The organism is Salibacter halophilus, assembly GCF_008806325.1.
GTDB lineage: Bacteria > Bacteroidota > Bacteroidia > Flavobacteriales_G > Salibacteraceae > Salibacter > Salibacter halophilus.
In genome coordinates this window covers 100,231-119,430 of sequence record NZ_WACR01000001.1, presented here as the reverse complement: position 1 = coordinate 119,430, position 19,200 = coordinate 100,231, and the positions used below count along the sequence as shown (strand labels likewise).

The window sequence follows — 19,200 nt, the reverse complement described above, 5'->3', positions numbered from 1 at the left end:
AACACTGATGAAAGGAGTCATGTAAAACCTTTTTCACTCAGTATCGTGATCAAGATGATGAGTTTCGAGTAATCTTAAAAGAAATGGAGCTTAAACATTAGTGTGGCGTGATAAATCACTTTTCTTCATCGACAATGACAAAGATTTCCTCATTTGGCTTTTTCATGAGGTAGCGTTCGCGAGCAAAACGTTCCAGTTTCTCGTTATCATTGAGCAGGTTTTCGAGATCTGAGCGAGTTTCCTTGATTTGTGTTTTGTAGTATTCGCGTTTGTTTTCAACGCTGTTGAGCTGTTGCTTCAACTCGATTTGACTGATAATATCATTTTGATCAAAGAATAACATCCACACCAAAAAAACTAAAATGGTGAATGAATAGCGGTTTTTCAACCACGATGGAATCGATGACCAAACTCTTTGTATCATGCTACAAAGTTATTCAAACTACAGATATAGAAATTAGTTTCATGTTCTATTATAAACAGTACTCAGTTTAAATGTTACTGATATTAATAACAAGACCAAGTCCGGGAGATAGCATTACCTGAGAGGAAGTGTTTGTGAAAAGTTTGTAACCAGTTGTTTTGTCATAAGAGAACTGATTTTGTTCTGTATCAGTTATCGATGGATTGTGAACCCAAAAAGAGTAATTCATACCCAATCTAAGACAACTTGAAAAACCAATTACATCGTTGAAAAACTTCACGTATCGAAGACCAGTGTAAATTTCACCTGTTAAATTGAAGTTCATCAACGTGTGTAATTTAGCTCTTGAGCTCGATCCATCTTCATAAGTAACTGTTAATTCTGATTCACCAAATACAGGAAAGAAAAAATAAAATTTGGCTCCCAGGAGAATGTCGAGCCGTGTTTTTTGCGATTCTACCAATTTAAACCCAATATCAGCGCCAGTCATTGATTGTACGAAGCTGTTGCTCATATCGAAGTCAGATAAAGTATAGATTGTTTTGTTACCTAAGTTAGTTCCTGAGAATGATTCTCTAAGTTCATTTTGGTATCCGTTTTCATCAATTGAGCCAAACTGTAACGATTCGTAGACATTGAAAATGTATTTTTCTCCAGAGAAAATGTAATTGAAAGCAAAACCATTACTCAACCTGATTTTCATATTATTTGATGAACCCAAATTGAATGCACCCATGTAACCGACCCCAACAACAGAATTGTATTTATCCATAAATTGAGTTGAGTTCTGTTGGGCATTTGATTGAAATGAATACAGCGACAATAAGGAGGAAATAAAAAATGTTAGAAGTGATCTGTGCATATATGGGTTATTTTTATTGAGGCAGTCATAGTTCAAGTCTAAAAGAATTCGTCTATATTCAATAATACTGCTACTTTTTGAGAGACTTGTGCCTGGTTTGAAAGTGTTTGAAAGAAGTATTTTTCAGTTTCATACTCCATTCCATTCGTTCCGTTTTCCTTTGAAATAGAAGCATAATTAAACCAGATGGACTGAACACCACCTATCTTTAAACTACTCGAGAAACTTATTTTTTTATTGATGAATCGAGTATAAGCTAGACCTGTATATAATTCAGTGTTGACAACAAAGTTTGGTCTGGAGGTGAATGTTAAGTTACTTGATTTAGTTCCGTCAGAATAAGTGACTTCAAATCCCTCATCAGCATTTATTCTGAAAAAGCTAAAGTGAATACTAAGTCCAATCAAATAATCAAACCGCTGCTTCTTTGATGCTAAAAAAGCGTAACCACCATCAGCAGCGAATTTATTTCCAAGCATAAAACTATTTCCTTTGAGTTTATCAATTGAGTAAATTGCTTTTTCATCAATTACTACCCCTGAAAACTCTGAATTGACATATTTTCTAAATCCTTCTCTATCAATTATCCCAAATGAAATATTATCATGAACAGAAAAAGAAAAGCGCTTATAAAATAGATTTAAACCAATATGTATACTTTGTGTGTTTTTAAGACCCATTTCTCCCTGTTTTCCCAGTCTGAAAGAGCCTAAATATCCAATACTCATAAAAGAATAAACCGAATCTTCTAATATTGGATTTGTTCCTTGATACTTTGATGAGTTAGAGATGGATTGTGAAAAGGTTACTACTGGCAATAGGAACAAAAACACTAATACAGGTATTACTGACTTTACCATCCTAAGTTGAATTGTAAGCTAAAGTAGCTTGAAAATGTATTGATAACAAAAATAGGAATGCTTTCGACTTGATAAATCTATGTTATTCGAAATGGTTCACACTTCACCAGTACCTTTTTTTTACTCAACTTTGCCTCTATGATTGTAACCTATGTCATCATTGCAGCATGTGTTATTATGAGTTTGGCAGCTTTCAATGACTTCTCAAAATTCGAGAAGTGGAAGTTCAGTGCTTATCATGTTGTTCACGCAAAAGAACAGTACCGACTTATTACTCATGCCTTTATCCACGGAAGTTGGGCCCACTTGTTCATCAATATGTTTGTCTTTTGGCAGTTTGGAGGAGTAGTTGAAAGAAACTTCGCTGCGATGTTCGGAGCTAAAGGGACGCTGTATTATATCGTGTTGTATTTGGGTGGAGTTTTAGTAGCTTCATTACCAGCACTCAAAAAACACCGCGATGATTACAACTACGCAGCAGTTGGCGCGAGTGGAGCAGTAGCATCTGTCCTTTTCAGCTATATTATCATGCATCCGGTGAACTTATTGTACTTGTTTTTCATTATTCCAATTCCGGCTTTTCTCGTGGGAATTCTATACTTGTGGTACGAAAACAGGATGGAAAACTCACAGGACAATATAGCTCATGACGCTCACTACTGGGGAGCAGTTTACGGAGCAGTTGTTACAATTCTATTCAAGCCAGTCCTGGCGATGGATTTTGTCAATCAAATTGTGAATACTGTAAGCGGATTATTTTAATGAGTAACAAAGCGCTTTTTTTAGATCGTGACGGTGTGCTCAACCGCGAGCGTGGCGAATACACATTTCGGGTTGAAGATTTTGATATTTTGCCCAGTGTAGGTGAAACTCTCAAAAAAGCTCAGGAGCTCGGTTATAAGCTTATTGTTATCACGAATCAGGGCGGAATTGCAAAGGGTCTTTACGGTCACGATGATGTCAAAAAGGTTCACGATTACTTTCAGAACCAAATGAGTGAGCAGGGTGTAGAGATCGATGCGTTTTTCTATTCGCCCAACCACGATATCGTGAGCAAGTCGCTGGATAGAAAACCGGATTCGATACTTTTAGAGAAAGCTATTTATTTGCACAACATAGACCCATCAAGGTCATTCATGATTGGCGACAGCGATCGCGATTGTGAAGCAGCGAGCAAAGTGGGAGTGAAATGTTTTAAAATTGAGTCGAATTCTTCAATTTCGTTTATTTTAGATCACCTTTCATGAGTAAATATATAAGCTTCAACGGAGAGTTAATGATGGAGGATAAGCCGGTTCTGACCGTTAAAAACCGCGCTTTTCGCTATGGTGATGGTCTGTTTGAAACGATCAAAGCTCATGATTACACGCTACTTTTTCTCAATGATCACTTGAGGCGACTTGAAAAGGGAGCTGAAATGATTGGACTGAAGATTCCGCAATTCCTCAACTCATCATGGCTTTATGATGAGGCCAAAAAACTGATGCAACGATCCAGACTCAAAGATGCTGTTGTTCGATTGGCTCTTTTTCGCAAAGATGGCGGCAGGTACACTCCGGTTACAAATGAAACCGATGTTGTCATTTCAATTGATGAAGCTCAGGGTAGTTTTTCTTTAAATCAAAAAGGGCTAAGAGTTGATGTTTACACTGAACATTTAAAACCGATCACACAACTTGGAAGCTTAAAATCTAGCAATGCTTTGTTTTACGTGATGGCTTCTAATTACAAGCGGTTGAAAGGTCTTGATGAGGCAATTATCGTGAATGAATCTGGTCACGTATGCGAAGGTACGAGCAGCAATGTGTTTGTACTCATGAAAAAGAAATTGATTACACCAGGTGTGACGCAGGGTTGTGTACCCGGAGTCATGAGAAAACAGGTAATCGAAATTGCTCAAAAAGGCGGGGTAGAAGTAATTCAGTCACCTATCCATCCCGAAACACTGAATATGGCTGATGAGGTGTTTTTCACAAATTGCAGTTCGGGAATTCGCTGGGCGTTAGCTTATAGAAACAAGCGCTTCTTTAACAAGTTTTCGTGCCAGCTTGTTGACTATCTAAACCAGTTTGCTGATGCCGAAGTGGAACGAATCAATTCAGATTCGGATCCTCAGGAAAATTACTCATGACCTTGAATTTATTACCCAGTCCTGAGAGAATCTCTTTCCAATAGTCTTCGCTTTCTTTCATGATTTGCTCTTTTTCGATCGGAGCCACAATCCATGTTTTTTCCTTGATCTCGGCTTCGAGCTGACCCGGAGACCAACCGCTGTAACCTGCAAAAAAGCGAATATCTCCCGGTTTTACCTGCTTTGTTTCAATGTAAAACTTGAGTTGATCAAAGTCTCCGCCCCAGTGAACACCATCGATGATTTTCTTGCTGTTTTGCAGCACATCACCCATTCTATGAATGTAGAAGAGCTGGTTGAGTCCAACCGGACCACCTACATAAATGTTGGCATCAAAATCGGTTATGTCATCTATGATAGAGCTCAGTTTGAAATCTGACTCGCGGTTGAGGACAAAACCAAGGCTGCCTTCTTCGTTGTGTTCAGTGAGCAGTACAACTGTTCGGCTGAAGTTTGGATCAGGTAAAAATGGATCTGATATAAGGATATTTCCAGCTTTAGGCTCTTGGAGTTCGTAATTTATGTTGTCGAAAAAATCAGCGTCTAATTTCATATTGCTTTTTCTTGTCTTTACTAAACGAATCTAAGTAGTGAAATTGTTTGATGCAATTTATTTTTTATCAACTAATCCCTTTTTATTTTCAGTAAAGTTTGAAAATTAAATAAATATGAGCTAAACACTTTTTAACATTCCCTGTTTGTATTGTTGCATTAACTAAATTAGTGTAGATACATTTAAATAGATTGATGATGAGCAGATGTGAAATTGTTGAATACAAAGATGCTACCGAGGAAGTAAAAGCTATTTATGATGACACTAAAAAAACTTTTATATCAGGAATTAAGATCGATAACGAATTAATGGAGGTGCAGGCATAATGATGCTTCGCAATACATCCAACGCAGTTTACAGAGTGGCTTATGAGTCTGTCTCCAAGCTTTCCCGTAAACTCAATGCGGCAAAAAATATTGATGAGTTATCTTCTGTTTTTGATCAGTATCTCAAGTATTTATTCAATTTCAATGCTCTGCGAGTTCATATTGTAGTTGGATCTGACCATTACTATTTTGTCTTTCCTTTAAAAGATGAAAATGAAACTGAATTTTGGGAAAATGAAGTTCTCAATTTTGAAGAAGGTTTATTAGAGAACGGAGTTCCAATTTGTCAAAATTTGAATGCTGAGCAGGCTAATTCCTTAATTGGAGATGATGTTCAAAATCCTGTATTATGGGGTTGGAATTTTCAGTACGAAGACTACTGTGCGGTAACATCATTGATAGCTGATGAGAACAATCAATTTTCTTCTAAAGAGACAGAAATACTGGGTTTAGTTGTCGATCTTTTTACATTGAAATATTACGAACTCATCACCAAAGCGCAACTGGTAGAAAAAAACAAACTACTCGAAGAAGCTGTTGATATTATCAAACAAAAGAATAACTGGATTAATCAAATCATTAGTGATCAACAGAATGTCATTGATGAACGCACTAAACAGCTACGATACCAAAATGAGCAATTGATGCAGTTGTCAGTGTTAAACGCTCACCAGGTGCGAGAGCCGTTAAGTAGAGTGATGGGGCTCCTTGACTTAATTTCGTTTGTTGAAGGTGATGAGTTTGAGGAAGAAATTCTACCAAAAATGAAAGAATCTGCTAAAGATTTGGATGAAGCATTACAGGTTGTTATAAACAAAAGCATTGAAGAGATTGTCAATGTATTTGATATCAATTCAGATAAAATGTAGTTTCGGTTTTTAATTATGAATAGGGGATCAAACGTATTGAAAGTTTTGCTGGTCGATGATCAAAAGATCACAAACTTTATCAATTTAAAAGTTTTTGAAATGGTATCGGTAGAAAATCAAACAATTGATTACACCGATCCTGAAATTGCTTTTAGAGAATTAGATAATCATAATCCTGATATCATTTTCCTGGACCTTATGATGCCACGACTTAATGGATGGGAGTTTTTAGACAGAATGAAGTCTCAAAAAATAGAATTGCCTGTCGTTATTCTATCATCCAGTACCAGTCCTGAGGATTTCTCAAGAGCAGAACAGTATAATAATGTGCTCGACTATTTTACAAAGCCTCTACAACGCGATGATATTGAGAAGCTTTTAGCTAAACTCTAGTTTTTATAGTTTTGAGCAAAACCTGAACTATGCTCAAATCTACTTTTCTAATTTTCTTTCTCTCTTTTAGTCTTTTCTCTTTTTCACAGTCAGATCCGGAGCCAACCAAAGGTTTCGAGAGTTACTCATTTGAATATTTCAAGATAAACGATTCCATCATCAACTCTGTAAGTTTTGATCCAAAAGGAATCGTTCACTATTTTGAAGACAGCATTGAAGTTGAAGTTCCAAATGATGGAATTGTGAAAATCACCACTGATAATGGAGAATATGTTTATCGGTCAGAACCGAACCCGTATTTCAAACAGGAATGGGAGAGTACAAACAAATCTTGCTTTTACCTATCAACCGGTAAAGAAAAAACAGTCGAGGCTTACAGTACTTACTGTAATTTAAAAATGATCAACGAAAAGTCACCTGACTTCACAGCTTATTCCGGAGATAGTTCAAAAACGTTTACTCCTTCAAATTTAGAGGGGAAAATTACAGTTTTGAACTTTTGGTTTAACAACTGCTTACCCTGCAGGCTGGAGAAACCCTGGCTCAATGAAGTTAAAGAGAAGTATAAAAATGATTCTACTATCCAGTTTGTAGCGCTTTCTGTGGATGAGAAATTAAAGGGAACTTCAGATTTCGATTTTGAGCATTACACAATTACTAAATCGGGAGCCAGGAGCTTTTTTGTTTTGGGATATCCGCGAACTTATTTGATCGATGAGAAAGGTATTGTCCGTTATGTTTTGGGCTCGAACGAAACCATGGTGACGCATAGTCTGCCGCGCCACATCGAGGAACTCAAGAGGTCTGCTGGCTCTGACCGTAACTGATTTTTTGCATCCTGGAAATTCCCTTATAGCACAGAATGGCAGAGATAAGCATAAACACGTGAGCTAAATCGGCATGATTGAAAAACGGATGAATCGCCACTTTTGCCGAGTAAACAACTGCGCAAATCACCATTGAGAGAACAGCTAAGAGAATATAAATTATTTCACGTTGTTTCGTCTTGAGGTAAACGTAGAGTTCGAACGCAAAAACCACGACTACGAGTCCGTATGTTGAATGCACCTGCACATAAAAGAAATCGAGGTAGTAGAAAGAGAGCGCCATAAAAACGAGCAATTCTACAATATTCAGAACCTTAAAAAAGCGCAATAAATTTGGCTTGAGCAGATTTTTTGAGTGCTCAATACAGCCGCGTTCTATCATGGTAACGCCCACCATACTGATGAGCCATCCGGGAGTTTTGAGCCAGTCGTTTTCGATAGTATAGAGAAAAGCATGGCCGAGTAATCCGCCCAGTATTGTGCCAATTCCGGTGAGTAGAAAAAACATGCGGAAGTAGAAAAACATTCTGTTTTCAGGAGTTTTTGAGCGGAGTAGTTGGAAGGCTATCAGGCAGGCGACTCCCACAATAATATCGGTGAGACTAGTAACCGGTTCCTGGATTTTTATGTCGAACAAATGAATGGGAGGCTGTTCCATACCGCGAAAAATAAGTAAAAAAAGAGAGCTAAGCGGGAGGAACATAATGCGAAGTTTTTGGAATCGAATCCATTTTTGAAACAAAAGGCTTTCGAGTATGCTCAAAATATCTAAATTTGCACTCCGTTTGAAAACGGCAACAACTGGTCGCGTAGCTCAGTTGGATAGAGCATCTGCCTTCTAAGCAGACGGTCGCAGGTTCGAATCCTGCCGCGATCACAAGCACAAGAAAGGAAAGCCTTTGAATCTTGATTCAAAGGCTTTTTTTATGAGCAAATAATCCATGCTCGCATGATATTATTTGCTCATAAAAAAAGGTTCTCATTCGGAGAATGAGGCTTTCCTTTCGGAATTTCGATCGCAAAGGATCATGAAATAATCCTTACTTTGGTTGATGTGCCCCGCGCCTAAAACTCTCATTACCAGATATGCAGATTCATGAACTCTGGGCTAAAACCCAGAGTTAGTTTTAAGTCGTGCCTAACGGCACTTTAAAAGCTTTCATAGAATGAGGCTTTCCATTCAGAATTTCGACCGCAAAGGATCACGCGAGTAATCCTGATAAATATTCACATCATTATTAAATGAGTTCTTCGTAGTTTTCGGGTTCAAATTTGAAACCCTATGCTTACAGAAAGACAAAGACTCGAATTATGCAAGAAATGCCTGAACAGAAAATTCGATACTAAAACAGGTGTTGTTTGCGGACTAACTGACGAGAAACCGACTTTTGATGAAACCTGCCCTGATTTCAAAAAAGATACTTCAGTAAAAGACAGAGTTGATGATGAACACATCGGCTATTCATCAAAAGATTTGAAATCAAAAATTCCGGCTGAGGAATACGACAGACTTATCGATGAACAGAACTGGGACAAGGCAGTAATAGCCGGAGCCGTTGTTGCACTGTTAGGAAGTGTTTTATGGGGTGTTTTTGCGTATGCATTCGGGATGATGTTGAGTATTACTGCAGCAGTGATAGGATTCCTGATCAGTTTAACAGTACGTAAGTTTGGAAAAGGAATAGAAAAAAAGTTCACTTATCTCTCAATTGCATTTTCACTCATCAGTTTGATTATAGGACACATGCTCGCTATTGTTTTTTTTACAGCAAGCCAGTCAGATCTCTCAGTTCTTGAGGTTCTATCTTCTTTGGGTTTTACCGGCCTGGTGATAGGTTATTTTGCAAGCTTTAGTTTGCCCATGATTTTCTTTTATGTAGCAGCCATTATCAGCTCATTTTATGTTTCTGAAAGGAAAATATCAGCTAAAGATATTCAGGAAATGAACTCGAGGGTTTTTGAGGGGAAAGCATAATTTCATCTGCAAGCCAAACCTCCTTTTTTGTACTTTCACATCGTTAATCCGTTAATTCCTGATTAAAGTCAATCAAAATAATACTAGCCATAATGAAAAAGCTCATTTCAATAATCGTTTTGTTATTCATTTTGAGAATAGGTTTTGCCCAAAACAAAAATGAAATTGTTGGTACCTGGAAGTTTCAATCTGTAACTACAACAGATCAGAGTTGTAAAAGCGTAGATTATTTTCCAATAAATACTTTTCAGTTTAAAGAAAATGGCAAGGCAGAGTTTAAATCTGCAGAAGGTATTGCAGAAGCAAGTTACAGAGTAGATCAAAATACTATCAAGCTGTATGACCTCATTGAAAATGGTCAAAAACAGGAAGGATCAACACAGTTTCGTCTAAAGAGTGTAAATAACACAACTATGATTCTAAATGTTAAATACGAATGTGGAAGTATTGACATTGTTTTCAAAAAAGAGTAAAAGAACAAGTAAGAGTTTCTCGTAGAGATTAAAGGGTTATGAGTATTACCATCAACATGTTATCTGTGAAAAGAACTTTGTTGTTAATAGTTATCATAGGTTTCGTTTCTTGTTCAGGTTTTGAAAGCTCAGAGTCAAATAAAGCAGAAAAGTCTATTTCAGAGAAGCCATCAATAGAGGAAGAAAACGGAGTCAGTGAAAAAACAGAAAAAAGAACCTTTCCAAAAATTAAAAATGCATCAGTTGTTCAGTTTGATAATGATAATAACCGATACTTTATAGTTGTTGATAGCTCGATAGTGTTTGATTATGAGAGAATCAAACAAGTAATTTGTCAAATTGATTCCAAGCTTTCAACTGATACAAATACCAGTATTTCATTTTTTAATGAAGCTAAATGGGCAAATTACAAGGATGAATTGTTTTTTGATGAATCCTCAAAATATCCAAAACACGAATACAGCAATTGGTTGAATACCTATTACCAGGGAGAGTTTAGTTTTAAAACTCGACTATATAAAACATTTCCGGTATCAGAACCTAACAAGAATAAAAGGAAGGTTCAGAAAATTAAAAGCTGTAGCTGACCAAAGCTACGCTTAGGGAAGGTTATAGTCTAAAAGATCTCATTATAAATCATAAATTAGCTGGTTAATGCTTACCAAAACTCATTAACCAGAATAAATGAAAAAGCACATATTAACGCTAATCGTATTATTAATCACCGGCATATCGCACAGCCAGTCGTTGCCCAAAAAGATCAGTGAAACCGATTTTTCAATCGGCAAAACGATTGAGATTGAGTCTGCGTTATTGAACGAAACAAGGGAGTTGAATATCTATTTGCCTTTGCGTTATTCGGGGGACAGCTTGAAGAATTACCCGGTGATTTACTTGCTTGACGGTTCAAAGGATGAAGATTTTATTCATATTTCGGGAATTGTTCAGTTCGGTTCGTTCTCCTGGATAAACATGATTCCGGAGTCAATCGTTGTCGGAATAAGCAATGTGGACAGGAAAAGAGATTTCACTTTTCCTTCTCAAAATGAACAGGATATAAAAGAACTCCCGAGTTCGGGTGAGTCGGCAAATTTCATCGCATTTCTGGAAAAAGAACTGCAACCGTTTATCGGGGCAAACTTAAGAACCAGCGGAACAAGAACGATCATAGGGCAATCACTCGGTGGACTACTAGCCACAGAAATCTTATTCAAAAACCGGAGCTATTTGACAACTACATTATCGTGAGTCCCAGTTTGTGGTGGAATGATGAAAGTCTGTTAGCGGAAAAACCTGTCGGCTATAATGCTGATAAATCGATTTACATAGCAGTCGGAAAAGAAGGCGAAGTCATGGAACGGACAGCCCTCGAGCTTTTCAATAAGTTGGAAAAGAATAAGGAGGAAAACACAAAGCTGTACTACGAGTTTTTAGAAGACAAAACGCACGGAGATGCATTGCACATTGCCGTGTACCACGCGTTTGAAAAACTGTTTGATTCGGGGGAGGAGTGAAGAGTTGAAGATGCAATTTGAATTTTGTTAAATTAGCGAGCAAATGACCTACGTTTCATACGAAGACCGCTGGGAAAATTTCAAAAAATGGCAAACGAGAAGAATAAAAAAACAGGAATTCGAATAGTCTCAATGCTTTTAGACCATATCATTATGACTTTTGGGATTGCAATAATAGGCTGTACTCTAATGGGAATAGGTTATTTGATAGTAGGAAATCCTTCTGATTCAAACTTACCTGAATGGCTTGTTGTCATTCCACTCTTTTTTGGTCTAACGATTTTCTCAATCTACTTTAATAAAGACGCAATCAAAGGGAAAAGCCCAGCTAAAAGAATTCTGGGGTTTGTGGTTGTGAATAATAAGACAGGCGAGATAGCAAACCCAATTAGGTCAGTTCTTAGGAATGTTACATTGGTTTTTTGGCCTGTAGAAGTGATTTTTTCACTTTTCTCTCCAGAACGCAGAATCGGAGATTATATAGCTGGAACAAAAGTAATACCGGACGACAATAATCTGAAGACTGAATTAAGAGTTAACCAAATAATTATTGCTTTGATGATTGGAGTAGGATTTATGTTCGCCATCTTGGCATTGCAATTTGGAGTAAAGGGTATAAGTATGCTTTTATGGTAAGAATCTATTTTTATAATTAGTTTTTATCGGTAGTTATACGCTTAATGTATAGAGACATAAGGGGATAAGGATAGACTGATAATTACAATTTGAGTAGAATGAAATACTTACTAATTGCCATTTTTAATCTTTGTTTCATCACTATCAGTGTTGCAGACTCTGCTTCTTATTGGTTGATTAAGCTTAATCAGGAAGTCATTTATGATTCTCGTGAAATTGAAAACTTTTCCTTTTGGGATTATCACCATCTAGAGATAGATAGTTTAAAGAGTTCTGATACAATCAAAATATACCGACACAGATGTTCCATTTACCCCGGAGCTATAGAAGAATTTTATGTCGTTGATGATCACTCAGGAAAGATTGAAAAAGAAATTAAGTATATCGGTAATCCGCGTTTGACAATAACAACTAAAGAACTTTTTAAGGGGCTGGATGAAGTTGATGAAATAAATATTTTTCATTTTTCTGAGGGCCTTGGTAAAGAGCCGAGGAAGATATTGAAAGTGACAAGGAAGAGTTAAGTGTTATACGTTGAAGAATAATTTAGAGTTAAACAGTTAATAAATCTCAGAACTCTATATAGTCCTAACTTATACAGAAATGACTACGAACCAGCATAATATATTATTCTTGTTGCTATTCTTCGGGTGTATTTATTTGATATTAACGCTCAATCCGCCATCTAGAAACTTCATACCAATTATTTGGGGATTTTTAGGTTTCGTTCTTTACTGGTTTTTGTTTTTTAATACATGGTTGGGATTGAGTAGAAAATTAATAGATGAACACCGATCTGAATTAAAAGATTTAAATATAAGCTATCACGATAACAGTTTCAAAAAGACAGTGGATATGTTTGCGCTATTTCAAAAAAGAAAGAAAATTGAGGATTTATCTGCTGATCTTAAAATAAGCTTTTCCTACTATCAAACTTATTTTCGCTTGGCAATAATTGGATTTATTGTGACAGCAATTTTAGGTGTTTATGTCGTATTTATTAATGGCTTATTATTAGTGGATTAAGTTGTAATAACCAATCATAATTAAACTAGAGTGGGAGGCGAAGGATCTATACATACAATGATCAATACCCTGAAGAATAACAGGCAGTTATTGAATAGGCGAAAGGGATTTTTTGATCAAAAGCGCAGTCAAAAAGAATTAAAAGGACTCTACTCGAAAAAATTAAAAACTCCAGAAAAACCTCTTTCTGATAAAGAGAGAAAAGAAATAAGATCAAGACTCCGTAATGAGATTAAGCGTCAAAACAGATTGAGAGTAGTCTTACTTTTTTCTGTTTTGATAGTTGTAACAGTTATTGGGTATTTAGCTTTTTCACTGTTAGCTTTTCAGTCAGAGTCCAATACTACGGTTAAGCACCATAAATCAGAAGTCAAAATCTATGATGAAAGTATCAATAAAGGGCTTTCAAGCTTAAACCGGAAAAAGCCTTTCATAGCAATTGGGCATTTTAATAATGCTCTCGAAGTAAGACCAAATGATGAATTGGCGATTGATAAATTAATCCTTTCTTATCAAATGCTCTGTGAGCAACATGAAAAGTCCTGTCAAAAAGCCGCAATCATCATTGATAGCTTAAATAAAGAGAAGATGTGAATTACAAATTTCAGATAAAAAAGCGTTCTTTTTCCTGACTTTGTTAGTTTTATCCCTTGTAAATAACCGTGATTTAAAATAACGGATATTCAATAATCAAAACAACCAAACTATGAAAAGATCTGTTTTATTATTGCTATTAATACTCCTTTCGAGTATTGGATTTTCTCAAAATGGAAATGAACCGGAGTCGTCTATCATTCATATAATCAGAAGTAATGCTATTATTGGATGTGCAGCTGATGCTATAATTGAGTTTCAGAATCAAAGGCCTCTTGATCTACCTTGGAAAACCCAAATAGATTATAAAATTTATTCAACAGGTAATATTATGGTAACCAGTGATTGGACTATGGTAGATAGAATTGATCAAGTTACCCTGAATATCGAGTCAAATAAAGAGTATTATTTGTTTTTTGATAAAGGAGATATTAGTCAAGTTGAAGGGCCAGAAGAAATTCAAAAGTCCTTTGATAAAATTAAAAGAAAATTTAGTTATAAAGAAAGTCTTGAGTTTCCGATAAATAGAAGTTCAATTGTTCAAAATAAAAAAGGTCCATCTCAGGGGACAGGCTTTTTAGTGAATAATGAAGGATATATTCTCACAAATCATCACGTTGTTGATACAGCTGAATCTGTTAAGGTAATTGGGATTAAGGGAGAATTTTCAATTCCTGTTACAGCTAGAGTTGTAGCTGTGGATGAGTCATCTGACTTAGCATTGCTGAGAGTAGAGTCTAAGCTTGTTAGTTTCGAAAAACCACCTTACAATCTACTTAATTCTGATAGTGTGATCAAAGCTGAAAGAGTTTTCACGCTCGGCTATCCCATGCAAAGCGCTATGGGTTCTGAAGTGAAAATCACTGACGGAATTATTAACTCATTGACTGGTTTTAAGAATAGTATCTCTGAATATCAGATTTCTGCTGCCGTTCAGGAAGGGAATAGTGGAGGTCCGCTTTTCAACTCAAACGGAGAGTTGATCGGTATTGTGTCGGCTAAGATAAGTTCAGATGTTGCTGATCAGGTCGGGTATGCGATCAAATCGAATTATATCGAAGATTTCTTGTTTGAATCGGGAGTTACTCAATTCAATAAAACTGATGCTAAACTAGCTGGTAAAGAGTTGTCTGAGCAGGTTGAATCGATTTCAAACTTCGTTTATATCATCAAAACAAACTGATCGTATCGAGCTATGAAACTCTACACATCACTCCCTAAATCGCTAAAACTTTACTTTGATAAGGAACTCGAGAAATACGAAGCTAACTATATTGTTGGGGATCTGACCACGGCCTGGAGACATCTGGAAAAAGCCCATATCATCGGTCAGCGTTATCCTTACGCTCATTCATTTGTGCATTTGAAAATGCTTCAATTCGGGTTTAAGATCAAGAGTACAAATGAGGTTTTTGGTCAGATCCCGCGCCTGATTTTCGGTGGAGTTAAGTCGTTTGTTGGAAAAGTGCCGGTTGGAAATCCGGGAGGATCAAATGTGCCTCTTTTAAAACCATTCCCAATCGAAAATGAAATTAAGGATATTTTTATGAAAGCCGGAGTAAGATGGGAATAGCTGCAGGTATTTTGATTGTGCTTATGAGTATTGCGCACAACGTTTATGGGGAAAAGAAGCAAATACCGGAATTGAAAAAGTTGACGAGCAACCCTATCATGATCGGGTCGCTGAGAATAATGATTTTTCAGGGTGGAATCCTGTTGTTAGCTGTTGGAGTTGTTCAGGTTTTGACATCTGCTGAAGTTATCGAATTACCCGGTATTTCAGTCTATTTCCCAGTTGGATTGGTTCTGATCAATTTTCTCACAAGCCTATTCATTGCAGCCTTCATTCACAGAGAAATTTTCAAAATTACGATCCCTCAATTCGTGATCTTTACCCTGATCATCATTTTGCAAATTCTTTCTATTTGTACAGAATGATCTTATCTTTGATACTATCAAATGATACTATCAGATGAAGCCTCTTTACGACATTACACCTAAAACATTACAGATTATAACTTCTATTTCTGAAAAAATAGGAGCCATCAATGAAGCACATCTTGATAAACCTTCTCCTAAGTTAAGGAAGGAAAACAAAGTGAAAACGATTCAGTCTTCATTGAGGATTGAAGGAAATACATTGTCCGGTGAGCAGATAACAGCTCTGATTGATAATAAGAGAGTAGTTGGTCCACAAATGGATGTAGAAGAAGTGATGAATGCGATTCAGGTTTATGAACAAATCAAAAGTTACAACCCGCTGGATGAAAAGTCCTATTTGGCTTGTCATAAAAAACTAATGCAGGGATTAGTTGATGATGCAGGTAAATATAGAAAAAAGGGGGTTGGAATAGTTAAAGGGTCTGATGTTGAACACTACGCACCGCCTCATGAAAATGTACCATTTCTCATGAAAGAGCTTTTCAATTATTTAAAATTATCTAAAGAAATCGAATTAGTAAAAAGCTGTGTATTTCACTATGAAATGGAATTTATTCATCCGTTTACAGATGGAAACGGCAGAATGGGACGGTTGTGGCAAACATTAATTCTCATGCAGAAATACCCTTTATTTGAATACTTACCTTTTGAAACGTTGATCAGCAATGATCAGGATAGATACTATAAAGCTCTCTCTGATAGTGATAAAGCAGGCAATTCAACTTCATTTATCGAATATATGCTGGGGGTTTTAGATCAGTCCTTAGACCAAGTATTGAACTTTAAAAATAGAATAGTTACTCAACAGGATCGATTAGAGTATTTCGTTTCACTCAATAAAAGAGAGTTTACAAGGAAAGACTATATGGAAGTCTTTAAAGATATTTCAGCAGCTACAGCCAGCCGAGACTTGAGGAAAGGTGTTGAACTCGATATTTTCAACAAAACCGGGGATAAGAAAAAAACAAAGTATAAATTCTAACAGCGGATTGCATGATCATTGAATTGGTCTCTCTCACTATTTTTATCAGATTCCATTGGTTTTCTACACTTTATATAGGTTATTTTTCATATATTGTACATTCAATAGCATTCATGTGTTGATTAGTTGATTCAATATAAACAGAATGCGAGTTTTACAGCTTCCTACTTCATTTATGATTGATAAATGATAGCACTGGATGAAACACAACCTAACTCTCGTCCTCTTTTCTCTTTCTTTGCTTTTGCATTCTTGCTTTAGCGGCACACCTGAATGTGATGATATTTCCTCAAACGATGTTAAAGGAGCACTCTATGTGCATATCATTGATCATTTCGATAGAACCAAATTAAAGTTGCAGGATTCACTCAAGATTTACTTCAGAGAAGCAGTACTCGAGCCTTATTATGAAGAACTCATTCAATCAAAAGAATTTGACTGGAGAGAAAGTATGAAAAGGCACATTGAAAAAAACGGTGAAATTACTGATTCAAATCGGCTAAAGCTGAATATTGAAACCTGGAAAAACAATGCTGAATTTAGAGTACAGGATTCTCTGGATGTTTTACGGTCAGAACTCGATGCTGTGCATACAGTCAGACCGCGGAATAGCTCTCATAGAATAGTTGATAGTCTAAAAGAGGAGTACAAAAAGCTCTATTATGCTTCTTTAAAAAGATTGGATTCTATTGTTTCATTACGAAGTGATAGCGTGAATTTGATCATCGATAATAAACTCAATATTACCAGCGAACCTGAAATGATTTGGGAAGATTCTGAGGATGGCTTAACTACTTTTATTTGCGGCTGTGAAACCCAATATGAGCTTGACGGAGAGAAAGGTGAAATCAACTATTCGGTTACCAGGAGAGACTGGGACACGAAGAGATATCGTGAAGTTTATTCGAGTACTTTCAGTTTTGAATTCATAAATGAGGAGTCGTGGGAATACGTCATTAGTGGATCTGACCAAAACGAATGAGTTAGGAAATTCAACTTTGAAATTTTGCGCTATGAAACAGCAAATTAAAACTTTTACTGCACTATTAACTCTACTAATTCTGATGAGTTTTGGTGTGTCGATACATGACCATAAGATCAAACCCATTGATGAGGTTGTAATTGGTGAACAGGTGTGGATGACGAAAAATTTAAACGTTCACAAGTTTCGCAATGGAGACCTTATTCCTCAGGCGGTAACTGATGAGGAATGGAACAAAGCAAAAGAAGATGGCACAGCAGCTTGGTGCTATTACGAGAACGATTCAGCTAATGAAGAAGAGTATGGGAAATTGTACAATTGGTATGCGGTTAATGATCCTCGGGGAATTGCTCCGGAGGGATGGCATGTTCCCAGTTATTCAGAATGGAAAGAATTAGCTGGTTTTTTAGGGGGTGAAGGTGTTGCCGGAAACTCATTGAAAAGTGAAAGTGGATGGGAAGATGACGGTAATGGGACTAATAAAAGCGGCTTTACTGGTATTGCTGCAGGTTCAAGAACTGAAGACGGTTTTTCAGATGGTTTTAACGGTAAAGGTAATGGTGCAGATTTTTGGAGTAGTACCTCCTATAACGATTATGATGCCTGGTATTCGAGTTTGTCATCTGTAGAGAGTACTTTTTATATGTACAGAGGAGATAAGGAGAATGGCTTATCCATACGCTGCATAAAAGATGATTGAGATTTTCTATGAAATGATAAGTTTTTAACTCAACTTATTTACAAAAGTGAATCATGAGTTTAATATTTAATCAAAATGCATTTTAATAGTAAGTGGAGCCGTTCAACCACAAGAATAAACGGGGAGTATCTGAAAAGCCTTAAGAGTAGGACAACTTAACACTATATTTATGAAAAAGGCAGCTTATATTTTTGGCGCATTGTTTTCCAGTTTAACACTACTGGGATTGCTATTCAAATTCATGCATTGGCCAGGAGCTACAATTGGTCTTGTATTTGGAGTAGGCGGACTAGCATTGATTTTCATTCCTGTTTATGCAGTATATCGATATGGTAAAAGCTGAGTCAAATAATTCTTAAACGAATTTAAGCCCGTCTTGAAAATGACGGGCTTTTTTGTTTAGCCCAATTCTCAGCAATGTATCAAAACGACAGTTGAACTTTTCACTATATTCGCTCAACTGCAAACCAAACAACTGAACAATGAAAACAATTCTACTTACCGTATCACTGATGATAGTTGGTGTTGCTTGCGTTGGACAAACATCGGGCAAGTTGAGAGATGCGAACTCTCTCAAAGTTGAAAATAAAGTGAAGGCATCGGCCCAAAGATTGAGAGATTCACTAGAGAGCGATGTTCGGCATCAACATACCCTTTTGCAAATTGAGTTTACTGTCGATACTTTCAAAATCGAAGAGCGAAGAAGGCTCATTACAAATCTCGACCACTCAATAAACGGAATGGTACTCTCTGTTCTCGATGCCAATGAAAAGTATGACGAGCTGATGAACAAATACTATCAACAACTACAGGGAAGTTTAAACGAGAAAGACAAAAAAGTACTGAGTCAATCACAAAAGAACTGGATAGAGTTCAGGGATTCTGAACGCGAGTTGAATGTACTTCTCATGAGCGACTACTACTCCGGTGGCGGAACAAACCAACGAGTATTTGCGGCTTTGAGAACCCTGGATCTGACCAGGAACAGGGTAGTGGAGTTCTATCATTACCTAAATCGTAAAACGGAATAAAACCGGTTCGGTCAAAAATTAGCTTCACATCATTTTTTTGTCAGAACCGAACGGTTGTTTCAATCCGGAATTGCTACAATATAAACGAAACGAGTCCGTTA

At 36.6% G+C, this 19,200-nt stretch carries 29 protein-coding genes and 1 tRNA gene; 25 read left to right on the top strand and 5 right to left on the bottom strand.

The window, feature by feature from the left end; all coding sequences use genetic code 11:
- Positions 1-115 precede the first annotated feature (115 nt).
- The 3 genes from F3059_RS00610 to F3059_RS00600 all read right to left on the bottom strand — a co-directional run bounded on the left by F3059_RS00610 (position 116) and on the right by F3059_RS00600 (position 2,146).
- Positions 116-424 (bottom strand): FtsB family cell division protein, encoded by a 309-nt coding sequence (locus tag F3059_RS00610; RefSeq protein ID WP_151165994.1) that lies wholly within the window; start codon positions 422-424, stop codon positions 116-118.
- Between the two features lie 67 nt (positions 425-491).
- A complete protein-coding gene (locus F3059_RS00605) occupies positions 492-1,196 on the bottom strand; it encodes a hypothetical protein (protein WP_170264960.1) in 705 nt (234 codons plus the stop codon).
- Between the two features lie 128 nt (positions 1,197-1,324).
- The gene (locus F3059_RS00600) at positions 1,325-2,146 is read right to left on the bottom strand and encodes a hypothetical protein (protein ID WP_151165992.1); all 822 of its coding nucleotides are present in this window, start codon (positions 2,144-2,146) and stop codon (positions 1,325-1,327) included.
- Between the two features lie 138 nt (positions 2,147-2,284).
- On the opposite strand from F3059_RS00600, the gene F3059_RS00595 reads away from it, so the two are divergent.
- Genes F3059_RS00595 through F3059_RS00585 form a run of 3 tightly spaced genes read left to right on the top strand, consistent with a single transcriptional unit; the run spans position 2,285 to position 4,277 of the window.
- Positions 2,285-2,908, top strand: coding sequence for a rhomboid family intramembrane serine protease (locus tag F3059_RS00595; RefSeq protein ID WP_151165991.1), 624 nt, complete (start codon positions 2,285-2,287; stop codon positions 2,906-2,908).
- On the top strand, positions 2,908-3,393 hold the full coding sequence (locus F3059_RS00590; RefSeq protein ID WP_151165990.1) for a D-glycero-alpha-D-manno-heptose-1,7-bisphosphate 7-phosphatase: 486 nt from the start codon (positions 2,908-2,910) through the stop codon (positions 3,391-3,393). The genes F3059_RS00595 and F3059_RS00590 overlap by 1 nt, the downstream gene beginning before the upstream one ends.
- Complete coding sequence (locus F3059_RS00585; RefSeq protein WP_151165989.1) at positions 3,390-4,277, top strand: aminotransferase class IV; 888 nt, start codon at positions 3,390-3,392, stop codon at positions 4,275-4,277. The genes F3059_RS00590 and F3059_RS00585 overlap by 4 nt, the downstream gene beginning before the upstream one ends.
- Here the strand turns inward: F3059_RS00585 and F3059_RS00580 are convergent.
- Positions 4,240-4,830 carry a YqgE/AlgH family protein gene (locus F3059_RS00580; protein WP_151165988.1) on the bottom strand — a complete coding sequence of 197 codons (591 nt, stop codon included), beginning with the start codon at positions 4,828-4,830 and terminating at the stop codon, positions 4,240-4,242. The two genes, F3059_RS00585 and F3059_RS00580, sit on opposite strands and share 38 nt — an antisense overlap.
- Before the next feature lie 194 nt (positions 4,831-5,024).
- On the opposite strand from F3059_RS00580, the gene F3059_RS13815 reads away from it, so the two are divergent.
- From F3059_RS13815 to F3059_RS00565, 4 genes are read left to right on the top strand one after another with little or no spacing between them, the layout of a single operon-like run.
- A complete protein-coding gene (locus tag F3059_RS13815; protein ID WP_262713923.1) occupies positions 5,025-5,156 on the top strand; it encodes a hypothetical protein in 132 nt (43 codons plus the stop codon).
- Positions 5,156-6,025, top strand: coding sequence for a hypothetical protein (locus F3059_RS00575; protein WP_151165987.1), 870 nt, complete (start codon positions 5,156-5,158; stop codon positions 6,023-6,025). Before F3059_RS13815 ends, F3059_RS00575 begins: the two co-directional genes overlap by 1 nt.
- A gap of 15 nt (positions 6,026-6,040) precedes the next feature.
- Positions 6,041-6,418, top strand: coding sequence for a response regulator (locus tag F3059_RS00570; RefSeq protein WP_151165986.1), 378 nt, complete (start codon positions 6,041-6,043; stop codon positions 6,416-6,418).
- A gap of 29 nt (positions 6,419-6,447) precedes the next feature.
- Positions 6,448-7,245: a TlpA family protein disulfide reductase gene (locus F3059_RS00565; protein ID WP_151165985.1), complete on the top strand. Its 798-nt coding sequence runs from the start codon at positions 6,448-6,450 to the stop codon at positions 7,243-7,245.
- Here F3059_RS00565 and F3059_RS00560 read toward each other — a convergent pair.
- Positions 7,214-7,903 (bottom strand): DUF6962 family protein, encoded by a 690-nt coding sequence (locus F3059_RS00560; protein ID WP_151165984.1) that lies wholly within the window; start codon positions 7,901-7,903, stop codon positions 7,214-7,216. The two genes, F3059_RS00565 and F3059_RS00560, sit on opposite strands and share 32 nt — an antisense overlap.
- Before the next feature lie 145 nt (positions 7,904-8,048).
- On the opposite strand from F3059_RS00560, the gene F3059_RS00555 reads away from it, so the two are divergent.
- From F3059_RS00555 to F3059_RS00480, 18 genes are all read left to right on the top strand, one after another.
- A tRNA-Arg gene (locus tag F3059_RS00555) sits at positions 8,049-8,122 on the top strand.
- A gap of 405 nt (positions 8,123-8,527) precedes the next feature.
- Entirely contained in the window at positions 8,528-9,220 is a 693-nt protein-coding gene (locus tag F3059_RS00550) for an inorganic phosphate transporter (protein ID WP_151165983.1), read from the top strand.
- A 92-nt stretch (positions 9,221-9,312) separates the two neighbouring features.
- On the top strand, positions 9,313-9,693 hold the full coding sequence (locus F3059_RS00545) for a DUF2147 domain-containing protein (protein ID WP_151165982.1): 381 nt from the start codon (positions 9,313-9,315) through the stop codon (positions 9,691-9,693).
- Positions 9,694-9,758: 65 nt separating this feature from the next.
- Entirely contained in the window at positions 9,759-10,280 is a 522-nt protein-coding gene (locus F3059_RS00540) for a hypothetical protein (RefSeq protein WP_151165981.1), read from the top strand.
- A 97-nt stretch (positions 10,281-10,377) separates the two neighbouring features.
- Positions 10,378-10,941, top strand: coding sequence for an alpha/beta hydrolase (locus tag F3059_RS00535; protein ID WP_223274517.1), 564 nt, complete (start codon positions 10,378-10,380; stop codon positions 10,939-10,941).
- Positions 10,938-11,207 carry a hypothetical protein gene (locus tag F3059_RS13765; RefSeq protein ID WP_223274516.1) on the top strand — a complete coding sequence of 90 codons (270 nt, stop codon included), beginning with the start codon at positions 10,938-10,940 and terminating at the stop codon, positions 11,205-11,207. Before F3059_RS00535 ends, F3059_RS13765 begins: the two co-directional genes overlap by 4 nt.
- 87 nt (positions 11,208-11,294) lie before the next feature.
- A complete protein-coding gene (locus tag F3059_RS00530; RefSeq protein ID WP_151165980.1) occupies positions 11,295-11,843 on the top strand; it encodes an RDD family protein in 549 nt (182 codons plus the stop codon).
- 98 nt (positions 11,844-11,941) lie between these two features.
- On the top strand, positions 11,942-12,367 hold the full coding sequence (locus F3059_RS00525) for a hypothetical protein (RefSeq protein WP_151165979.1): 426 nt from the start codon (positions 11,942-11,944) through the stop codon (positions 12,365-12,367).
- A 79-nt stretch (positions 12,368-12,446) separates the two neighbouring features.
- Positions 12,447-12,869, top strand: a complete 423-nt coding sequence (locus tag F3059_RS00520) for a hypothetical protein (RefSeq protein WP_151165978.1) — start codon at positions 12,447-12,449, stop codon at positions 12,867-12,869.
- Positions 12,870-12,899: 30 nt separating this feature from the next.
- Positions 12,900-13,463: a hypothetical protein gene (locus F3059_RS00515; protein ID WP_151165977.1), complete on the top strand. Its 564-nt coding sequence runs from the start codon at positions 12,900-12,902 to the stop codon at positions 13,461-13,463.
- Between the two features lie 112 nt (positions 13,464-13,575).
- Positions 13,576-14,646, top strand: coding sequence for a S1C family serine protease (locus F3059_RS00510; RefSeq protein WP_151165976.1), 1,071 nt, complete (start codon positions 13,576-13,578; stop codon positions 14,644-14,646).
- Between the two features lie 12 nt (positions 14,647-14,658).
- Entirely contained in the window at positions 14,659-15,036 is a 378-nt protein-coding gene (locus F3059_RS00505) for a DUF3703 domain-containing protein (RefSeq protein ID WP_151165975.1), read from the top strand.
- Entirely contained in the window at positions 15,027-15,401 is a 375-nt protein-coding gene (locus tag F3059_RS00500; protein ID WP_151165974.1) for a hypothetical protein, read from the top strand. Before F3059_RS00505 ends, F3059_RS00500 begins: the two co-directional genes overlap by 10 nt.
- A gap of 34 nt (positions 15,402-15,435) precedes the next feature.
- Entirely contained in the window at positions 15,436-16,386 is a 951-nt protein-coding gene (locus F3059_RS00495) for a Fic family protein (RefSeq protein WP_151165973.1), read from the top strand.
- Between the two features lie 199 nt (positions 16,387-16,585).
- Positions 16,586-17,368 (top strand): hypothetical protein, encoded by a 783-nt coding sequence (locus tag F3059_RS00490; protein WP_151165972.1) that lies wholly within the window; start codon positions 16,586-16,588, stop codon positions 17,366-17,368.
- 31 nt (positions 17,369-17,399) lie between these two features.
- The gene (locus F3059_RS00485) at positions 17,400-18,068 is read left to right on the top strand and encodes a fibrobacter succinogenes major paralogous domain-containing protein (protein WP_170264958.1); all 669 of its coding nucleotides are present in this window, start codon (positions 17,400-17,402) and stop codon (positions 18,066-18,068) included.
- A 169-nt stretch (positions 18,069-18,237) separates the two neighbouring features.
- On the top strand, positions 18,238-18,411 hold the full coding sequence (locus tag F3059_RS13635; RefSeq protein WP_170264957.1) for a GldL-related protein: 174 nt from the start codon (positions 18,238-18,240) through the stop codon (positions 18,409-18,411).
- A 139-nt stretch (positions 18,412-18,550) separates the two neighbouring features.
- Complete coding sequence (locus tag F3059_RS00480) at positions 18,551-19,099, top strand: lysozyme inhibitor LprI family protein (RefSeq protein WP_151165970.1); 549 nt, start codon at positions 18,551-18,553, stop codon at positions 19,097-19,099.
- Positions 19,100-19,200: the final 101 nt, after the last annotated feature.

Excerpts from the sequence above, each read along its gene's own strand:
- F3059_RS00525 (WP_151165979.1), top strand. The coding sequence starts at position 11,942 with ATGAAATACTTACTAATTGCCATTTTTAATCTTTGTTTCATCACTATC.
- F3059_RS00550 (WP_151165983.1), top strand. The coding sequence starts at position 8,528 with ATGCTTACAGAAAGACAAAGACTCGAATTATGCAAGAAATGCCTGAAC.
- F3059_RS00560 (WP_151165984.1), bottom strand. The coding sequence starts at position 7,903 with ATGGAACAGCCTCCCATTCATTTGTTCGACATAAAAATCCAGGAACCG.
- F3059_RS13815 (WP_262713923.1), top strand. The coding sequence starts at position 5,025 with ATGATGAGCAGATGTGAAATTGTTGAATACAAAGATGCTACCGAGGAA.
- F3059_RS00545 (WP_151165982.1), top strand. The coding sequence starts at position 9,313 with ATGAAAAAGCTCATTTCAATAATCGTTTTGTTATTCATTTTGAGAATA.
- F3059_RS00485 (WP_170264958.1), top strand. The coding sequence starts at position 17,400 with ATGAAACAGCAAATTAAAACTTTTACTGCACTATTAACTCTACTAATT.
- F3059_RS00570 (WP_151165986.1), top strand. The coding sequence starts at position 6,041 with ATGAATAGGGGATCAAACGTATTGAAAGTTTTGCTGGTCGATGATCAA.
- F3059_RS00535 (WP_223274517.1), top strand. The coding sequence starts at position 10,378 with ATGAAAAAGCACATATTAACGCTAATCGTATTATTAATCACCGGCATA.
- F3059_RS00575 (WP_151165987.1), top strand. The coding sequence starts at position 5,156 with ATGATGCTTCGCAATACATCCAACGCAGTTTACAGAGTGGCTTATGAG.
- F3059_RS00480 (WP_151165970.1), top strand. The coding sequence starts at position 18,551 with ATGAAAACAATTCTACTTACCGTATCACTGATGATAGTTGGTGTTGCT.
- F3059_RS00605 (WP_170264960.1), bottom strand. The coding sequence starts at position 1,196 with ATGGATAAATACAATTCTGTTGTTGGGGTCGGTTACATGGGTGCATTC.
- F3059_RS00495 (WP_151165973.1), top strand. The coding sequence starts at position 15,436 with ATGAAGCCTCTTTACGACATTACACCTAAAACATTACAGATTATAACT.
- F3059_RS00520 (WP_151165978.1), top strand. The coding sequence starts at position 12,447 with ATGACTACGAACCAGCATAATATATTATTCTTGTTGCTATTCTTCGGG.
- F3059_RS00595 (WP_151165991.1), top strand. The coding sequence starts at position 2,285 with ATGATTGTAACCTATGTCATCATTGCAGCATGTGTTATTATGAGTTTG.
- F3059_RS00490 (WP_151165972.1), top strand. The coding sequence starts at position 16,586 with ATGAAACACAACCTAACTCTCGTCCTCTTTTCTCTTTCTTTGCTTTTG.
- F3059_RS13635 (WP_170264957.1), top strand. The coding sequence starts at position 18,238 with ATGAAAAAGGCAGCTTATATTTTTGGCGCATTGTTTTCCAGTTTAACA.
- F3059_RS00505 (WP_151165975.1), top strand. The coding sequence starts at position 14,659 with ATGAAACTCTACACATCACTCCCTAAATCGCTAAAACTTTACTTTGAT.
- F3059_RS00600 (WP_151165992.1), bottom strand. The coding sequence starts at position 2,146 with ATGGTAAAGTCAGTAATACCTGTATTAGTGTTTTTGTTCCTATTGCCA.
- F3059_RS00610 (WP_151165994.1), bottom strand. The coding sequence starts at position 424 with ATGATACAAAGAGTTTGGTCATCGATTCCATCGTGGTTGAAAAACCGC.
- F3059_RS00500 (WP_151165974.1), top strand. The coding sequence starts at position 15,027 with ATGGGAATAGCTGCAGGTATTTTGATTGTGCTTATGAGTATTGCGCAC.
- F3059_RS00510 (WP_151165976.1), top strand. The coding sequence starts at position 13,576 with ATGAAAAGATCTGTTTTATTATTGCTATTAATACTCCTTTCGAGTATT.
- F3059_RS00585 (WP_151165989.1), top strand. The coding sequence starts at position 3,390 with ATGAGTAAATATATAAGCTTCAACGGAGAGTTAATGATGGAGGATAAG.
- F3059_RS00530 (WP_151165980.1), top strand. The coding sequence starts at position 11,295 with ATGGCAAACGAGAAGAATAAAAAAACAGGAATTCGAATAGTCTCAATG.
- F3059_RS00565 (WP_151165985.1), top strand. The coding sequence starts at position 6,448 with ATGCTCAAATCTACTTTTCTAATTTTCTTTCTCTCTTTTAGTCTTTTC.
- F3059_RS00580 (WP_151165988.1), bottom strand. The coding sequence starts at position 4,830 with ATGAAATTAGACGCTGATTTTTTCGACAACATAAATTACGAACTCCAA.
- F3059_RS00590 (WP_151165990.1), top strand. The coding sequence starts at position 2,908 with ATGAGTAACAAAGCGCTTTTTTTAGATCGTGACGGTGTGCTCAACCGC.